This is a genomic window from Saccharopolyspora sp. NPDC000359, from assembly GCF_040300525.1.
Taxonomy (GTDB): domain Bacteria; phylum Actinomycetota; class Actinomycetes; order Mycobacteriales; family Pseudonocardiaceae; genus Saccharopolyspora.
Genome location: NZ_JBEPDU010000036.1, coordinates 1 through 16,763, shown reverse-complemented (window position 1 = coordinate 16,763; position 16,763 = coordinate 1). Strand labels below are relative to the sequence as shown.

General features: G+C 71.4%; 18 protein-coding genes. 2 read left to right on the top strand and 16 right to left on the bottom strand.

Annotated elements, in window-relative coordinates:
- Positions 1-132: 132 nt before the first annotated feature.
- Positions 133-348 carry a hypothetical protein gene (locus ABT324_RS22195; RefSeq protein WP_351180696.1) on the top strand — a complete coding sequence of 72 codons (216 nt, stop codon included), beginning with the start codon at positions 133-135 and terminating at the stop codon, positions 346-348.
- Positions 349-421: 73 nt separating this feature from the next.
- On the opposite strand, the gene ABT324_RS22190 is transcribed toward ABT324_RS22195, so the two are convergent.
- The 16 genes from ABT324_RS22190 to pyrR form a co-directional block, all read right to left on the bottom strand.
- On the bottom strand, positions 422-949 hold the full coding sequence (locus tag ABT324_RS22190; RefSeq protein WP_351180693.1) for a DUF3558 domain-containing protein: 528 nt from the start codon (positions 947-949) through the stop codon (positions 422-424).
- A 115-nt stretch (positions 950-1,064) separates the two neighbouring features.
- Positions 1,065-1,574, bottom strand: coding sequence for a hypothetical protein (locus ABT324_RS22185; RefSeq protein WP_351180690.1), 510 nt, complete (start codon positions 1,572-1,574; stop codon positions 1,065-1,067).
- Positions 1,574-2,623: a serine/threonine-protein kinase gene (locus tag ABT324_RS22180; RefSeq protein ID WP_351180687.1), complete on the bottom strand. Its 1,050-nt coding sequence runs from the start codon at positions 2,621-2,623 to the stop codon at positions 1,574-1,576. The genes ABT324_RS22185 and ABT324_RS22180 overlap by 1 nt, the downstream gene beginning before the upstream one ends.
- A gap of 137 nt (positions 2,624-2,760) precedes the next feature.
- On the bottom strand, positions 2,761-3,024 hold the full coding sequence (locus ABT324_RS22175) for a hypothetical protein (protein WP_351180684.1): 264 nt from the start codon (positions 3,022-3,024) through the stop codon (positions 2,761-2,763).
- Positions 3,025-3,063: 39 nt separating this feature from the next.
- The gene (locus ABT324_RS22170) at positions 3,064-3,750 is read right to left on the bottom strand and encodes a hypothetical protein (RefSeq protein ID WP_351180681.1); all 687 of its coding nucleotides are present in this window, start codon (positions 3,748-3,750) and stop codon (positions 3,064-3,066) included.
- 10 nt (positions 3,751-3,760) lie between these two features.
- Positions 3,761-4,465 carry a hypothetical protein gene (locus ABT324_RS22165; protein WP_351180678.1) on the bottom strand — a complete coding sequence of 235 codons (705 nt, stop codon included), beginning with the start codon at positions 4,463-4,465 and terminating at the stop codon, positions 3,761-3,763.
- Between the two features lie 27 nt (positions 4,466-4,492).
- Positions 4,493-5,635, bottom strand: coding sequence for a WXG100 family type VII secretion target (locus ABT324_RS22160; protein WP_351180676.1), 1,143 nt, complete (start codon positions 5,633-5,635; stop codon positions 4,493-4,495).
- Entirely contained in the window at positions 5,632-5,955 is a 324-nt protein-coding gene (locus ABT324_RS22155; RefSeq protein WP_351180674.1) for a hypothetical protein, read from the bottom strand. Before ABT324_RS22155 ends, ABT324_RS22160 begins: the two co-directional genes overlap by 4 nt.
- 11 nt (positions 5,956-5,966) lie before the next feature.
- Positions 5,967-6,470: a YbaB/EbfC family nucleoid-associated protein gene (locus tag ABT324_RS22150; protein WP_351180672.1), complete on the bottom strand. Its 504-nt coding sequence runs from the start codon at positions 6,468-6,470 to the stop codon at positions 5,967-5,969.
- Between the two features lie 204 nt (positions 6,471-6,674).
- Complete coding sequence (gene pyrF / locus ABT324_RS22145; protein ID WP_351180669.1) at positions 6,675-7,523, bottom strand: orotidine-5'-phosphate decarboxylase; 849 nt, start codon at positions 7,521-7,523, stop codon at positions 6,675-6,677.
- The gene (gene carB / locus ABT324_RS22140; protein ID WP_351180666.1) at positions 7,520-10,840 is read right to left on the bottom strand and encodes a carbamoyl-phosphate synthase large subunit; all 3,321 of its coding nucleotides are present in this window, start codon (positions 10,838-10,840) and stop codon (positions 7,520-7,522) included. Before carB ends, pyrF begins: the two co-directional genes overlap by 4 nt.
- On the bottom strand, positions 10,840-11,961 hold the full coding sequence (carA, locus tag ABT324_RS22135; protein ID WP_351180663.1) for a glutamine-hydrolyzing carbamoyl-phosphate synthase small subunit: 1,122 nt from the start codon (positions 11,959-11,961) through the stop codon (positions 10,840-10,842). Before carA ends, carB begins: the two co-directional genes overlap by 1 nt.
- On the bottom strand, positions 11,958-12,530 hold the full coding sequence (locus ABT324_RS22130; protein WP_351180660.1) for a PH-like domain-containing protein: 573 nt from the start codon (positions 12,528-12,530) through the stop codon (positions 11,958-11,960). Before ABT324_RS22130 ends, carA begins: the two co-directional genes overlap by 4 nt.
- Positions 12,530-13,828: a dihydroorotase gene (locus ABT324_RS22125; RefSeq protein ID WP_351180657.1), complete on the bottom strand. Its 1,299-nt coding sequence runs from the start codon at positions 13,826-13,828 to the stop codon at positions 12,530-12,532. Before ABT324_RS22125 ends, ABT324_RS22130 begins: the two co-directional genes overlap by 1 nt.
- 385 nt (positions 13,829-14,213) lie before the next feature.
- Positions 14,214-15,146: an aspartate carbamoyltransferase catalytic subunit gene (locus ABT324_RS22120; protein WP_351180654.1), complete on the bottom strand. Its 933-nt coding sequence runs from the start codon at positions 15,144-15,146 to the stop codon at positions 14,214-14,216.
- Positions 15,146-15,736 carry a bifunctional pyr operon transcriptional regulator/uracil phosphoribosyltransferase PyrR gene (gene pyrR, locus ABT324_RS22115; protein WP_351180651.1) on the bottom strand — a complete coding sequence of 197 codons (591 nt, stop codon included), beginning with the start codon at positions 15,734-15,736 and terminating at the stop codon, positions 15,146-15,148. Before pyrR ends, ABT324_RS22120 begins: the two co-directional genes overlap by 1 nt.
- A 288-nt stretch (positions 15,737-16,024) precedes the next feature.
- On the opposite strand from pyrR, the gene bldD reads away from it, so the two are divergent.
- On the top strand, positions 16,025-16,513 hold the full coding sequence (gene bldD, locus ABT324_RS22110) for a transcriptional regulator BldD (protein ID WP_010311046.1): 489 nt from the start codon (positions 16,025-16,027) through the stop codon (positions 16,511-16,513).
- The last annotated feature ends 250 nt before the right edge of the window (positions 16,514-16,763 follow it).

Genomic DNA, 16,763 nt, shown 5'->3' with positions numbered 1-16,763 from the left:
TCCCCCGATCACCATCACTGGTTTCCAGCGGGGCAAGCACTCCCAGTCACCCGAAAGAATCGTTGCGTGCCCTCTCGGGAACTCCGGAGAGTCCTTCTCGCAAGCGAACATCCGACACGGGAGGGCTGAAACATGTGTGCTCGCTGGAACATCCCGGCCGACGGACGCCGGGACGAAGTCGTCGTCACCATGCTGATCCGCGATGAGGTGGCGATCAAACAGGGAGACGCGGAGATCGTGGCGAGCCGAGCCCAGCTGACCGACCTCGCCGACAAGCTCTACTTCCTCGACCTGGCCTTCCGCTCCGACGCCCGCGACGTCGTGGAAGCCCTCTGCGGCCAGGAATGACCTCCGAGGTCCTGCCTCACATTCCAACACCTACCCGACGCGTGAGGATGGCGATTTCGCGCGAAATCGGCGGCTACGCCGACGGGAGGGTTTTCAGGGCTTCCTCGACGACCCTGGTCGCCGCGTCGCAGCTGCCGCCTACCTCGACCGGGGCGCCGGGGCGGACCAGGGCTGAGACGCGGAGGGTCCCGGAGTCGGCCGCGTCGACCACCAGGGTGCAGCCCGACGGGTCGTTGACCTTGGCCGTCGGGTAGCCCGCGACGTCGAGCAGTTGGGCGCCCTGGTTGTCCCCGGTGAACTGCTGGTAGGTCGTCGCGGTGTCCACCGCGGCGAAGGCCGACCAGCCGGGGCCGTCCGGGGTGCCCGAGCCGTACTCGCAGCCCTGCTTGCCGTCCCGGTCCGCTGGCTTCGGTTCCTGGTCCAGGGACAGGGCCTGGCGCTGGTCGTCGGTGAGCAGGGCACACGGGTCGGACGTGCTCAGGGACTTCGCCGGGGCCGCTCGGTCCGGGGCGTCCGGTTGGTCGGTCGGGGTCGCGCCGGAACTGCAGCCCGCCAGCAGCAGGCCTACCGCGATCACGCCCGCAGCGAGTCCCTCGCGCAACTTCCGCCTCCTCGGGGTCGCGGGCGACCGCCCGCACCGGATCAGTGCGAGCGAACCCTGCCACACCCCGCGAAATTGGTGCAACCACTTGCGCGGCGTCCGGGAACTTTCCCGTTCAGTCGTCGCCGTTCCCGTTGTTCTTCCCGTTGTGGCGGCCGTGGTCGTCGCGGGCCTCCCGCCACGCCTCGCGGTTGTGCTCCCAGGCCTCGCGCATCTCCTGCCACTTCCTGGCCTGCTCCTCGGCCCGCTCCCGCCCGTGCTGGCCGGGCTCCGGGGCGGGTGGTGCGACGACCGGTGGCGGGGCGGGCTCGACCGTCACGGTGACCGGGGCCGGGGGTTCCGGCAGCGGCATGGTGCGGACGTCCTGGGCGACCCGCTCGGTCGCGGCGAGCAGCGTCCGGGCGTTCTCCGTGGCGAGCTCGCCGCGGGCCTGGGCTTCGGCGATCGCGCGGTGCAGGTCGCCGAGCGCGGCCTCCGCGGCGGGCCGGTCGTTGTGCTGCGCTGCGGTCTTGACCGCTTCCACGTGCCCGAGCAGCTGCTCGCGGATCTGCGGATCCATCGCGCGTGGCGCGCTGCCGCAACCGGCGAGCGCCACCAGCAGGACCGGCAGCAGGAGGCGCTTCATCAGCGGATCAGTCCCTCCAGGTTGGCGAGGTCCTCCGGCAGCCGCTCCATCCCGGCCGGGCCGGACACCGGCGGCAGCGCGGGCGCATCCGGGAGCGGGGGCAGCGCGAGGAACACGAGCAACGCCACCAGCAGCACCCCGAGCCCGGCGCCGCTGATCAGCCACGGCTTCAGGTTGCGGCGGCGCGGCGGTTCGGGCTTCGGCAGCAGCTGGGTCGCCGGGCGCGGTGGCTCCCCCTGGATGCGCGGGATGATGTCGGTGGACCGGCCCGCCAGCAGGTCCGCGCACTCGGCCGCGGTCGGGCGCTTGGCCGGGTCGGACGCGGTCATCAGCAGCAGCGCCCGGTGCAGTCCGGTGGGCAGCGACAGCGGGACCTCCGGGGCGCGCACCAACCGCGCGACCGCGCTCTCCGCCCCGGACCCGGGGTACTCGACGCGGCCCGTCACGCTCTCCAGCAGCACCAGGCCCAGCGCGTAGACGTCGGCCGGGTAGCCGACCTCGCCGCCGCTGACCTGCTCCGGCGACATGTAGGTGGCGGTGCCGATGAGCACTCCGGAGCTGGTCCGGCGCGCGGTCGCTGCGGCCAGCCGCGAGATGCCGAAGTCGGCGAGGTAGACGCTGCCGTCGCCACCGATCAGCACGTTGGAGGGCTTGACGTCGCGGTGCACGATGCCGTTGTCGTGCACGTGCGCCAGCACGTCGGCCAGCCGGGAACCGACCTCGGCCACGCGCTGCGGCGGCAGCGGACCGAAGTGCACCTCGTCGGCGAGGGTGCGGCCCTCGACCAGCTCCATGATCAGGTACAGCTCGTCGGGCCCGGCGCTGAAGTCGTGCACCGTGACCAGGCCGGGGTGGCTGAGCCCGGCGAGGGTCCGAGCCTCCTCGGCGAACCGCTCGCGCCCAGCGGCGTCTGCACCAGAGCGGAACACCTTCGCGGCCACGACCCGCTGCAACCGGGTGTCCATCGCCCGGTGCACGTCGGCCATCCCGCCACTGCCGATGCGGGCACCCAACCGGTACCGCCCGCCCAGCAGAGGTGCCTCACCCATCGACCCCTCCGGTCATCGCGCTCCCAGAACCGACATTAGCCGAACGGGAAACCCCACCGGCGGAACGTCCGGGGGACCGCGACTACGGAGCAGACGGGTTGACAGCAGCGGCCCGGCAGGTTAGCGGCGGAGGCGGCTCACACCAGCACGAACACAAGCGCGACCAGCAGGAAAAGCAGGGAGAACGCGTGGCAGATGATCCGCGCGACCCAGGCCAACGCGGAGAGCCGCACCCGTGCGACCCCGTCGCTGTCGCTGAACTTGCCCCAGAAGAACGAGCTGTACCCGGCGGCGATCAGGCCGACAACCAGCCCGACCCACGACAGCGCCCCCTCTCGCTCGATCCTGATCAGCGCCAGCCCACCGGCCATCACCAACCACGGCACCAGCACAGCGGACACCCGTCCAGCGGTCCACCGCCACGCCTCAGCAGCCACCCGCTACGCCCCCTTGAAGGAATTCCCAGCGGACACGACGGATTCCGCCGCGGCCTTGTTGTCCATCCGGATCAGCAGGGTCGACTGGTCCTGGAAGGCGACCTGCCCGAACCACGCGGGGTCGAGATCGCGCCCCATCGGCAACGCGCCGAAGTGTCGGATCACCGCGCTGGGCCCTTCCCACAGCGTCAGCAGCGATTCCTCCTCCGACTGCACCAAGGACTGGGCGTCCTTGGCCAACGACTTCGCGCGCGACAACCAGCCCCCGGACTGCTGTTCCGCCGCTGGCTCCGGCTTCTTCGCCGCGGACGCCGCCATGACCACCGCGATGCGCTGGTTCGACAGGACCAACCAGGCATCGGCGCCGCCCGCGGCGAGCCCGTCGGCGACTCCGGCCGCGGCGGCTGCCGGGTTCGGCGCGTGCGCCCAAGCCCAGATCGACGGGTCGTGCACCCACTCGTCCCCGTGGTAGCGCCCGGTGGCGATCGCCTCGGTGGGCAACGGCCAGTCCGGGACCGCAGCGCTCTGCTGGGGGATCCGCCCGCCGTGCTCGTGCGGAGCTCGTCGACGGCCACCGATGTCGGAGGCCACGTGCCCCCACCGCGGCCCGATCCGCATCAGCAGTCCTTCGCCCTGTCGGCACCACGTCTGCGCCGCGAGCTTCTCCAGTTTGAACGGGTCTTTCAGCACGAGAGCCTTCCTACTGCCGTCCGAACGCCATCGCTTCGAGGCGTGCGACGTTCTCCTCCGTCGGCGAGATCAATTCCACGCCGGATCCGTCGGCGAGCTCGACGCGCAGCGCGGGGACCTGGCGCGGGGCGTACCCGATCGGGAGCTTCCGGTTCGTCCGGCTGACCGCCCGGACCTGCTGCACCGGCCACTCCGCGCGGACGGCGACTGGCGCGACCGGAACCGGTTCACCCGCCGCGTAGTCACCAAGCTTCTTGTCCTGCAGGACGTCCACCACGTCGCGGGAGAAGTCCCGAACCCCGGCACCGAACTTGCGGGCCTTCTGCCAGATCGAGTCCGCGGCCTCCTCGGCGTCCTCCGCAGGAGGGACCTCCGCCAGCAGGGCGAAGCGGTGCGACGTCAGCACCCAGGTGGCAGGGACATCAGCACCGTCGGCGGGGGTGGCCCGCATGATCTCCGACTGCGGACCGGGACCGAAGCAGACGATCCTCGGCGGGGGGAGCCGGTTGTCGTGGTCGGACGACGCGTTCACGACGTCCTCGACCGCGGTGACCACGCGACCGGCCGCCGAACCGCCCGCTCGGCCCTCCCACGACAGGCCGTGGACGTCGAACCGGGTGCTGGACAGGTTGCCCGACACCGCGAAGCGGACCACCTCGTCGGGCTGGCACCACCCCTGCCGAGCTGCCAGCACCCCACCGACCCGCTTGCTCACCGCATCACTCCGCACTCATCGCGACCGTCACGAGAAACCCTTCTCCTGAGCTGCTCGGCGGTCTTCCTCGGACAGGTCACCCTGGAACCAGCCCTTGCCCGTGTCGTAGACGTGGTTGGCGCCCTGCTCGATGGCCGCGTCGGTGCCCACGTCCATGCCCGCCGACATGGCTGCCCGCCCGACAGTGGTCTGGCCGCCGAGGACGCTGCCGATCACCCGCTGGCTCACGTTGGCGGCCAGCGCGCTCTCGCCGGTGGCCCCCCGCATGAACACGTTCGACGTGGTCGACGCCAAGGTGTTGGGGTCGAACTGCTTCGCGACGCCGAACACCGGGTTCTGCCGCCCCAGGTGGTTGGTCAGCATCTGGCCACCGCGAACGTTGTGGACCCGGTCCAGCACGCTCTTGAGCGGTCCGCGCAACCGCACCAACAACTGCTCCAGCTTCTGGAACAGCTGGTAGAGCTTGCCCTGCACCTGCGCGATCCGGGCGCTGATGCGGCCGCCCTGAACCCCGACCTGGGCGGCGGTACCGGCGCTGGCCGCCCCCACCGAGGCACCAGCGGTGATCCAGGACGCCGCCAGCGCGGCCAGCCACTGGACGATCAGGCCGATGATCAGCTCCGTGACCACCTGGATGAAGAACTCGACGAACATGTCGAAGATGTCGGCGATCATGTCCAGCGTGCCCTTGAGGTCGCGGACGTCCTGCGCCAAAGCCGTGACACCGTCGCCGAATTCCGTCATCTGCTTGCGGAAGGCGTCGCCGTCCTTGCCGACCCAGGTCTCGGCGGTGGCCTGGGCGCGGTTCTTCTCCTGCTCGGCGACCTCGTCGAGCCAGGTCGCGACCTTCTCCCAGCCCTCACCGGTGGCACGCATCTGCTCCGGGTCGCCGACCGCGTACTCGGCGAGCTCGATCAGCGGGCTGAGCACGATCGAGACCAGGAAGCCCAGGCCGTTGTCCATCAGGGCCTGCCCCGGGCTGGCCATCGAGGTGAGCAGCTCGGCGCGGGCCGAAACCGACGCCACACCCCACTCCGGCGGGGACGAGGCGTCGGCGAGGTCCTGCCCGGCCCCCACCAACGACGAACCGCGACCGGCGGCCTGCTCGAACCAGTTCTTCGAGTTGCCGTCGCCCTCGTTCAACGACTGGAAGTCGCCAGGCCCGCTCATCCCGCCAGGTCCTCCCCCGCCTTCTCCAGCAGCTCGGAGATCTGCTGCTCAGTGTCGGCGTAGTCCCTGATCGTGTCGTCCAGCGCCTGCTTGGTGCTCTTCAGGAACTCCTGGGCCTTGGTCGCCAGTTCCCGGCACTGGTCGAGGCTCTCGAAGTACTTGCTGCTGATGCCCACCGCCTCACCGATGGGACCGAAGCACTGGTCGTCCACCCTCGCCTGGTGGAGCAGGTCGGCGAGCTGACCGAACTTCTCGGCCAGGCTCTCGGAGCCCTGCCCATGGCCCTGCAGGGTCTCCGGCGTCATCTTCAGGTCAGTCACCGCAACCCCCTTCAGCGCAGGAAGGAATTCGAGGAGAAGTCGTCGTCATCGTCGTCGACGGCGGCGGCGCGCCGCGGTGCGCCCTTGGGTGCCGTCGACCCCGGTGCCTGCTCCCGCTGGGGAGCCGCAGCCGCGGGCGGTTCAGGGGTGGCCCCGTCGTCGGCCGGTGGCTGGAGCGTTGGAGCCTGCGCGCTGAACGCCTGCTGGAACTGGTCGTACTGGTCCCCCAGGATCGGCGCCACGGCGTTGTTCATCTGCTCGGCGGCGTTCGAGGTCGCCTGCCGGATCGTGGCCATGATCTGCTGCTGCAGCTCGTTGGCCGACTGGCGGACGGCGTTCGGCGCGAGCTTGAGGTCGAGCACAGCACCGGACGCGGCCACCGTCACCGTCACCGAGCGGTCCGCGCTGCTGGCCGTGCCCTGCATGTCCTGGATTGCCGACTGGAGCTCGGACGCCTTCTGCGCCTGCTCTTCGAAACGACGCATCATCTCCTGGATGCGATCTGAAGCGGTCACCGAATACCCCCAGGGCTCGACTGTTGTGTTCGAGATTAGCTGACCGCCGACCGCGGGCCCGGGCCTTCCCGGTTCTCCTTCACGCTAGCGAATCACCCGGTGCCGGGAACTCCCGGCGCAGCGAGGTCGTCCCTGGCGACCGCGCAGAACCGTGCAGGGCACCTTTCGCCGACCATGCCGGCGAAAGGTGCCCTGCACCCTGGATCAGCCGCGGAGGAGTTCTGCCACCTCGTCGCGGATCCGGTGGGTCGCGGACCGGAGGGCCTGCGGGGTCGGGCCGTGGCGGAGCACGTCGCGGGACGTCGTGGGCAGGACGTTCGGCAGGGCTTCGCCGAAGACCTCCCGCAGGGTTCGCACCGTCGCCCCCTGGGCTCCCAGGCCGGGGGCCAGGATCGGGCCGTTGAGCCGGGAGAAGTCCAGCTCGCCGGGCTGGATCGTGGCACCCGCCACCACCCCGACGTGACCCGTCGGGGTCCTGCCCAGGTTCGTCTCCGCCGCCGAGTCCACGACGTACTGGGCGACCGAGTCACCGCTGCCGTGGATCGACTGCTGCAGCCCCGCCGCCTCCGGGTTGGAGGTGCGGGCCAGCACGAACACGCCGCGACCGGTCTGCTCGGCCATGCCGATCGCCGGGGCCAGCGCGTCGTAGCCCAGGTACGGCGAGATGGTGATCGCGTCCGCCGCCAGCGGGGCGTGCTCGTCCAGGTAGGCCATCGCGTAAGCCGTCATGGTCGAACCGATGTCGCCGCGCTTGACGTCCAGCAGCACCAGCGCACCGGCCTGCTGCGCCTCGCGGACCACCTTCTCCAGCACCGCGATCCCGGCCGAGCCGTACACCTCGAAGAACGCCGACTGCGGCTTGAGCAGCGCGACCTCACCGGCCAGCGCCTCCACCGCGGTCATCGCGAACCGCTCCAGCGAGGCGGGCGACTCGTCGAGGTCCCAGGCCAGCAGCAGCGACGGGTGCGGGTCGATGCCCACGCACAGCGGGCCGCGGGCCCGCACCGCGTCGGTCAGCCGCTGGCCGAAGGACGCCCGCAGCGGGGCGGTCATCGCTGCTCACCGCCCTGCCGCAGCGCCGCCTGCAGCGCCTGCAGCGGCCGGACCCCGATGTTGCCCTGGATCGCGGCCTCGATGCCCTGCACCGCGGCGGCCGCGCCCTGCACCGTGGTGATGCACGGGATGTCGCGGGACACCGCTGCGGTGCGGATCTCGTAGCCGTCGACCCGCGGGCCCGGGTTGCCGTACGGGGTGTTGATCACCATGTCGACCTCGCCGGCCTTGACCAGCTCGACGATGTCGCGCTCCCCGTCGACCTTCTCGATGTGCTTGGCCACCACCGTCGACGGGATCCCGTTGCGCCGCAGCACCTCCGAGGTGCCGCTGGTCGCCAGGATCTCGAAGCCCAGGTCCGCCAGCCGCTTGACCGGAAACACCAGCGACCGCTTGTCCTTGTTGGCCACCGAGACGAACACCTTGCCGGAGGTTGGCAGCGACCCGTAGGCGCCGGCCTGCGACTTGGCGAAGGCCTGCCCGAACGAGGTGTCGATGCCCATCACCTCGCCGGTCGACTTCATCTCCGGCCCGAGCAGCGAGTCCACCCCGATGCCCTCGCGGGTGCGGAACCGGTGGAACGGCAGCACCGCTTCCTTGACCGCCACCGGCGCGTCGATCGGCAGGTCCGCGCCGTCGCCCTCGCCCGGCAGCATGCCCTCCGCGCGCAGGTCGGCGATCTTGGCGCCGAGCATGATCCGCGCGGCGGCCTTGGCCAGCGGCGCGGCGGTCGCCTTGGACACGAACGGCACGGTCCGCGAGGCGCGCGGGTTGGCCTCCAGCACGTACAGCACGTCGTCCTTGAGCGCGTACTGCACGTTGAGCAGGCCGTGCACGCCGATGCCGCGGGCGATGGCCTCAGTGGACCGCCGCACCATCTCGATGTCCTGGCGCCCCAACGTGATCGGCGGCAGCGCGCACGCCGAGTCGCCGGAGTGGATGCCCGCCTCCTCGATGTGCTCCATCACGCCGCCGAGGTAGACGTCGGTGCCGTCGCACAGCGCGTCCACGTCGATCTCGATGGCGTCGTCGAGGAAGTTGTCCACCAGCACCGGGTGTTCCGGGGTGACCTCGGTGGCCCGGGCGATGTAGTCCTCCAGCGAGGCCTCGTCGTAGACGATCTCCATGCCGCGCCCGCCGAGCACGTAGGACGGCCGCACCAGCACCGGGTAGCCGATCTCGTCGGCGATCCGCTTGGCGCCCTCGAAGGACGTCGCGGTGCCGTACTTCGGCGCGGGCAGGCCCGCCCCGGCCAGCACGTCGCCGAACGCGCCGCGGTCCTCGGCCAGGTGGATCGCCTCCGGCGGGGTGCCCACGACCGGCACCCCGGCCTCGGCCAGCCGCTTGGCCAGGCCCAGCGGTGTCTGGCCGCCCAGCTGCACGATCACGCCCGCGACCGTGCCGGACTGCTGCTCGGAGTGCACGACCTCCAGCACGTCCTCGAAGGTCAGCGGCTCGAAGTAGAGCCGGTCCGAGGTGTCGTAGTCGGTGGAGACCGTCTCCGGGTTGCAGTTGACCATCACGGTCTCGTACCCGGCCTCACGCAGCGCCATCGCGGCGTGCACGCAGGAGTAGTCGAACTCGATGCCCTGGCCGATGCGGTTCGGGCCGGAGCCGAGGATGATCACCTTCGGCCGCTCGCGCTGCTCGGTGACCTCCGTCTCCGCCGCCGGGTCGGACTCGTAGGCCGAGTAGTGGTACGGCGTGCGGGCCGCGAACTCGGCCGCGCAGGTGTCCACCGTCTTGTACACCGGCCGCACGCCCAGTCGGTGCCGCAGCGCGCGGACGCCGTCCTCACCAGCCAGCTCCGGCCGCAGCGCGGCGATCTGGCGGTCCGACAGCCCGGCCCGCTTGGCCCGCCGCAGCAGCGCCGCGTCCAGCACCGGGGCCTCGACCACCTCGGCGCGCAGCTCCACCCACGCCGCGACCTGGTCGACGAACCACGGGTCGATGCCCGAGGCCTCCCGCACCTGCTCCACCGTGGCGCCCAGCCGCAGCGCGCGCTCCACGTTGTAGAGGCGGCCGTCGTGCGGGGTGCGCAGCTGCTCCAAAGTGGACTCGACGGTGGTGCCCTCGGGGTCCGGCTTGGTCCAGAAGCCCGCCGCCTTGGTCTCCATCGAGCGCAGCGCCTTGCCCAGCGCCTCGGAGAAGCTGCGGCCCACCGCCATGGCCTCGCCGACGCTCTTCATCGTCGTGGTCAGCTCCTGGTCCGCGCCCGGGAACTTCTCGAAGGCGAACCGCGGCACCTTCACCACCACGTAGTCCAGCGTCGGCTCGAAGCTCGCCGGGGTCTCGCCGGTGATGTCGTTGCGGATCTCGTCCAGCGTGTAGCCCACCGCCAGCTTCGCGGCGATCTTGGCGATCGGGAACCCGGTCGCCTTCGACGCCAGCGCCGAGGAACGCGACACCCGCGGGTTCATCTCGATGACGACCATCCGGCCGGTCTCCGGGTGGATGGCGAACTGGATGTTGCAGCCACCGGTGTCCACCCCGACCTCGCGCAGCACCGCGATGCCCACGTTGCGCATGTGCTGGTACTCGCGGTCGGTCAGCGTCATCGACGGCGCCACCGTGACCGAGTCACCGGTGTGCACGCCCATCGCGTCGATGTTCTCGATCGAGCAGATCACCACCACGTTGTCGGCGTGGTCGCGCATCAGCTCGAGCTCGTACTCCTTCCAACCGAGGACGCTCTCCTCGATCAGCACCTCGTGCACCGGGGACTCCGACAGCCCGAAGGAGGCCATCCGCTCCAGCTCGTCCTCGGTGTGCGCCATGCCCGAACCCAGGCCGCCCATGGTGAAGCTGGGCCGGATGACCACCGGCAGGCTGTGCGCGTCGACGAACGCCCGCACGTCCGCCATGGACTTGCACACCGCCGACTCCGGCACCTCGCCGCCCACGGTGCGCACGATGTCCTTGAAGCGCTGGCGGTCCTCGCCGCGCTGGATCGCCTCCACGTCGGCACCGATCAGCTCGACGCCGTACTTCTCCAGCACCCCGCGCTCGTGCAGGGCCATCGCGGTGTTCAGCGCGGTCTGCCCGCCCAGCGTGGCCAGGATGGCGTCCGGCCGCTCGGCCGCGATCACCTTCTCCACGAACTCCGGGGTGATCGGCTCGATGTAGGTGGCGTCGGCGAACTCCGGGTCGGTCATGATCGTCGCCGGGTTGGAGTTCACCAGCGAGACCCGGATGCCCTCCTCCCGCAGCACCCGGCACGCCTGGGTGCCCGAGTAGTCGAACTCGCAGGCCTGACCGATCACGATCGGCCCGGACCCGATGACGAGCACGTGCTTGATATCAGTCCTCTTCGGCATCAGCGGGTCTCCGTCATCAGGTCAACGAACTTGTCGAACAGCGGCGCGGCGTCGTGCGGGCCCGCCGCCGCCTCGGGGTGGTACTGGACGCTGAACGCGGGGCCGTCGAGCAGCCGCAGGCCCTCGACCGCACCGTCGTTCGCGCAGTGGTGGCTGACCGCCGCGCGGCCGAAGTCGGTGTCGAACTGCTCGCCCGGCTCGCCCTCCACGGCGAAGCCGTGGTTCTGCGCGGTGATCGCGACCTTGCCGGTCTCGGCGTCGATCACCGGGATGTTGATGCCCCGGTGGCCGTAGCGCAGCTTGTAGGTGCCGCGGCCCAGCGCGCGGCCGAGGATCTGGTTGCCGAAGCAGATGCCGAACAGCGGCAGCTTCCTGTCCAGCGCCTGGCGGGTCAGCTCGACCTGCGCGTCGGTGGTGGCCGGGTCGCCGGGGCCGTTGGACAGGAACAGCCCGTCCGCGCCGATCGACAGCACCTCGTCCAGGGTCGAGGCCAGCGGCAGCACGTGCACCTCGATGCCGCGCTCGGCCATCATCCGCGGCGTGTTGGACTTGATGCCCAGGTCCAGCGCCGCCACGGTGAACCGCTTCTGCCCGATCGCCGGGACCACGTAGGGCTCGGCGGTGGTGACGTCACCGGCCAGCGAGGCGCCGACCATCTCCGCGCTGGCCTCGACCGCGGCGACCATTTCGTCGTCGCGGCCCAGCTCCGGGCCGGAGAAGATGCCGCCGCGCATCGCACCCAGCTCGCGGACGTGCCGGGTCAGGGTGCGGGTGTCGATCCCGGCGATGCCGACGATGCCCTGTCGCGCCAGCTCCTCGTCCAGGGAGCGGCGGGAGCGCCAGTTCGACGGCCGCCGCGCGGGGTCGCGCACGGCGTAGCCGGCGACCCAGATGCGCGCGGACTCGTCGTCCTCGTCGTTCCACCCGGTGTTTCCGATCTGCGGCGCGGTCTGCACCACGATCTGGCGGTGGTAGGAGGGGTCGGTCAGGGTCTCCTGGTAGCCGGTCATGCCGGTGGTGAACACGACCTCGCCGAGGGTGCGGCCCACCTTCCCGTAGGCCTCCCCCCGGAAGATCCGGCCGTCCTCCAGCACCAGCGCGGCCGGGGTCTGGTCGCTCATTTCTCCTCCTGCCGCGACTCAGCCGAGCCGCCGGTCGATTCTTCGGGTCGTGCGGGCGCCGGGTCCACGGCCTCGTCGGCGGGGGCCAGGGCGCGGATCGCCTCGACCCACTCGGTCTGCGCGTCCTTGTCGTCGCCGCGGAAGCCGGTGTCCAGCAGCACCTCGCCGAGCCGCCAGGTCACCACGACGAGCCCGGCGCCGGGCACCACCTTGTTGGCCAGCTTGTGGTCCAGGCGGCAGTCGACCACCGACTCCGCCGGGATCCACAGGTCGCTGGCCCCGGTCCGCTTGATCAGCAGGCCGGTGGCGTGCAGGTGCGCGCTGCCGTTGGCACGGTGGCCGATGTCGCCGACCGCGATACGGTCCTGCCAGTCGGTGGCCCTGGTGGTGCCGACGTACATGCCGGTGGCGGCGGGGCGCAGCTCGGAGCCTGGTTCGCCCGGCGGGGCGGGGAAGTCCGGCAGCTCAGCGGCCTGGCGGCGGGCCCGGTTGTGCCACCCCCGCCACATCCCGAAGAACACCAGCGCGGCCAGCGCGACCAGTCCGACCACCCACAGGGTGCGTTCCATCAGCGCCTCACCTTGCCCTCGTGCGCGGTGAGCCGTCCGCGCAGCAACGTCGCGACCACCCGGCCCGGTAGCTGCATGCCGTCGAACGGCGAGTTCTGCCCCAGGCTGGCCAGCTCAGCGCCGCGCACCGTCCACTCGGCGTCCGGGTCGACCAGCACCAGGTTGGCCGGTTCGCCCTCCGCGACCGGCCGACCCTGGTCGGCCAGCCCGGCGATCTCGGCCGGGCGTTCGCTCATCACCCGCGCGACCCCGCGCCAGTCCAGCAGGCCGGAGCGCACCATCGTCCGCACCACGATGCCGAGCGCGGTCTGCAGGCCGAGCATGCCGGGCTTGGCGGCGGACCACTCGCAGTCCTTGTCCTGCGCGGCGTGCGGCGCGTGGTCGGTGGCCACGCAGTCCACGGTGCCGTCGGCCAGCGCCTGGCGCAGCGCCAGCACGTCGGCGTCGGTGCGCAGCGGCGGGTTGACCTTGTTGACCGGGTCGTAGGTCGCCAGCCGGTCGTCGGTGAGCAGCAGGTGGTGCGGGGTGACCTCGGCCGACACCCGCCCGGCGGTCTCCCGCGACTTCCACCAGCGCAGGATGTCGGCGGTGCCGGAGGTGGAGACGTGGCAGATGTGCAGCGTGCCGCCGGTGTGCCCGGCGAGCAGGCAGTCGCGCGCGACGATCGCCTCCTCCGCCGGGGCGGGCCACCCGGCCAAGCCCAGCCGCGCGGCGTTGGCGCCCTCGTGCGCCTGCGCGCCCACGGTCAGGCGCGGCTCCTCGGCGTGCTGCGCGACCAGGCCGCCGAAGGACTTGGTGTACTCCAGCGCGCGGCGCATGATCAGCGGGTCGTGCACGCAGTGGCCGTCGTCGGAGAAGACGCGGACCTCGGCGGCCGAGCGGCGCATGGTGCCCAGCTCGGCGAGCTTCTCGCCCTGGAGCCCGACGGTCACCGCACCGACCGGGTGCACGTCGACCAGGCCGACCTCGCGGCCGCGCCGCCACACGTGCTCGACGACCACCGCGTTGTCGGCGACCGGATCGGTGTTGGCCATCGCGAACACGGCGGTGTAGCCGCCCAACGCCGCGGCGGCCGAGCCGGTCTCGACGGTCTCGGCGTCCTCGCGGCCCGGCTCCCGCAGGTGGGTGTGCAGGTCCACGAAGCCCGGCAGCAGCACCGCGCCACCGGCGTGCACGATCTCGTCGGCGTCGACCTCCAGGCCCGCCCCGACCCGGGCGATGACCTCGCCCTCGACCAGCACGTCGACCGGGTCGCCCTCGCCGTACGGGCGGACTTCCTTCACCAGCAAGCGGCTCACAGTTCCGCCTCCCCGGGATTCGCAGTGGTGGTTGCGGGCTGGGGCGATCTCGCGTTCCGGGGTGTCCGTGGTTGGGTTGCGTCACGGTCCCCTGAGGTGCGGTTGCGCGGGCCTCCCGTTGCGACAAGACGACCCGCTTCCAGCGCCGGCACCGCCGCACAGCAGTCGTCGTGCCCGGGGACGACCTCGCGCTTCGCAGCCCGCCACGGCCGGGTCGCTTCGCGGTTCCCATCGATGCGGGTGAGCAGGGCGCCCTCGACGACAGGACGACTCACATCCAGCTCCGCCCAGTCGCTGGGGCTGGTAGCGACCTCGCGCTGCTTGGCCTCTCCGAGGCGGGTTGCTGCGCGGTCCCCGGGGGTGGGGGCGTGCATGACTTGTGCACTCATGCTCCGAGCTCCTCTCCTGCGAGGAGGTGGTAGAGAACCGCCATCCGGACGTGCACGCCGTTGCTGACCTGCTGGGTGATGGCGGCTCGCGGGGAGTCGGCCACCGCCGGGGCGATCTCCATGCCGCGCAGCATCGGGCCGGGGTGCAGCACGACCGCGTGCTCCGGGAGCTTGTCCAGCCTCGACTGGTTGAGCCCGTAGGCGATCGAGTACTCGCGGGCCGACGGGAAGAAGCCGCCGTGCATGCGCTCGGCCTGGACGCGCAGCATCATCACCGCGTCCAGCTTCGGCAGCTCCGGGTCCAGGTCGTGGCGCACCTCCGCGCCCCACTGGTCGGCGCCCGCGGGCACCAGCGTCGGCGGCGCCACCAGCACCACCTCGGCGCCCAGGGTGCGCAGCAGGTGCACGTTGGAGCGCGCCACCCGGCTGTGCAGCAGGTCACCGACGATGGCGATGCGGCGGCCGGACAGCTCGCCCAGCCGCTCCCGCAGCGTCGCGGCGTCCAGCAGCGCCTGGGTCGGGTGCTCGTGCATGCCGTCACCGGCGTTGACGACCTGGGTGCCGACCTCGTCCAGCCACCCGGCCAGCCGGTGCGCGGCGCCCGAGGCCGGGTGCCGAATGATCACGCAGTCCGCACCCGCGGCGGCCAGCGTCAGCGCGGTGTCGCGCAGCGACTCGCCCTTGCCCACCGACGAGCTGCTGGCCGAGACGTTGATCACGTCGGCGCTCATCCACTTCCCGGCGACCTCGAAGGAGACCCGGGTGCGCGTGGAGTTCTCGTAGAACAGGGTCACCACCGTGCGCCCGCGCAACGTCGGCAGCTTCTTCACCTCGCGCCCCAGCAGCGTCTGCTTGAGCGTGTCGGCGGTGTCGAGGACGCTGGTCGCGGTGGTGGCGTCCAAGCCCTCGGTCGACAGCAGGTGGCGCATCACTCGTTCCCCCCGTCGCGCCGCAGCACCACGCGGTCCTCGCCGTCGGACTCCGCGAGCTGCACGGCGACGTCCTCGGAGCGCGAGGTGGGGATGTTCTTGCCGACGTAGTCGGCGCGGATCGGCAGTTCGCGGTGCCCGCGGTCGACCAGCACGGCCAGCTGCACGGCGCGGGGGCGGCCCTGGTCGCGCAGGGCGTCGAGCGCGGCGCGCACGGTGCGGCCGGAGAACAGCACGTCGTCGACGAGGACGACCAGGGCGTTGTCGATGCCCTCGACCGGCAGGTCGGTGGGCTCCAGCGGGCGGTTCGGGCGCTTGCGCAGGTCGTCCCGGTAGAGCGTGATGTCCAGGGTGCCGGTGGGCACCGTCACCCCGCTGAACTCGCTGATCTTCGCGGCCAGCCGCCGCGCCAGCGGGGTCCCCCTGGTCGGGATGCCCAGCAGCACGACGTCGCTGCCGCCGGTGTCCAGGGCGGTCTTCTCGATGATCTGGTGAGCGATCCGGGCAATCGTGCGCGCAACGTCACCGGTGGAGAGCAGCTCCCGCTGCCCGACCGGGTCCGCCGCGCCCGCCGGTTGGCGTGACGCCACGGTGCGACCTCCTTCTCCGCCTCACTGGACGGATCCTTAAAGGATGGTGTGTGACCTGCCCCGCAGTCGCCGTTGCGCGAACTCCAGCGGACCACCGGGCTGACCCGTACGCTATCAGCGTTCTCCGGTCAATCGACCGGGTGGTGTGGTGGGACTCGCCCCATTGCCAACAAAGACCAACTTGACCTGGTGACGCTGGCGAGCGAACATTACTCTCCGTATCGATCTGAGCTTTGCTCCCCGGTCGGCACTATCGGCTGACGGGGCGAACGAACGGAGAAACGCCACATGGGCGACTACGCCAAGGCGCTGGGCAGCAAGCTCCGCGCTATCCGCCAGCAGCAGGGTCTGTCGCTGCACGGCGTCGAGCAGAAGTCTGGCGGGCGGTGGAAGGCCGTGGTCGTCGGGTCCTATGAGCGCGGCGACCGTGCGGTGACCGTGCAGAAGCTGGCCGAGCTGGCCGACTTCTACGGGGTTCCGGTCGCGGAACTGCTTCCGGAGGGGCGGGTGCCATCCGGTGCCGAGCCCGCCACCAAAGTCGTGATCAACCTGGAACGGCTGCAGCAACTGCCCGCGGAGAAGGTGGGCCCGCTGGCCCGCTACGCGGCAACCATCCAGAGCCAGCGCGGTGACTACAACGGCAAGGTGCTGTCCATCCGCACCGAGGACCTGCGATCCCTGGCCATCATCTACGACATGACGCCAGGAGAGCTCACCGAGCAGCTCATCGACTGGGGCGTGCTTCCCCCGGAGGCCCGCCCGGCCCGCGAGGAGTGAGAACTTCCGCACAACGCGAAGGGCACCTCCACCGCACAGGTGGCAGGTGCCCTTCGCGTTCAGCTGCACCCGCGCGCCCGTCACCCGAACGGGTGCCAGGGTGCCCTTCGCCGAGGGGACCGAACGGGTGGTGTGGGCGTGGGGGGGGGGGGGGGGGGGGGGGGGGGGGGGGGGGGGGGGGGGGCGAATGAAGTGGGTGCGCCGGAGGCGGCGGGGGGGGGGTGAGCCCAGGGCGGGGCGCCGGAGCCAG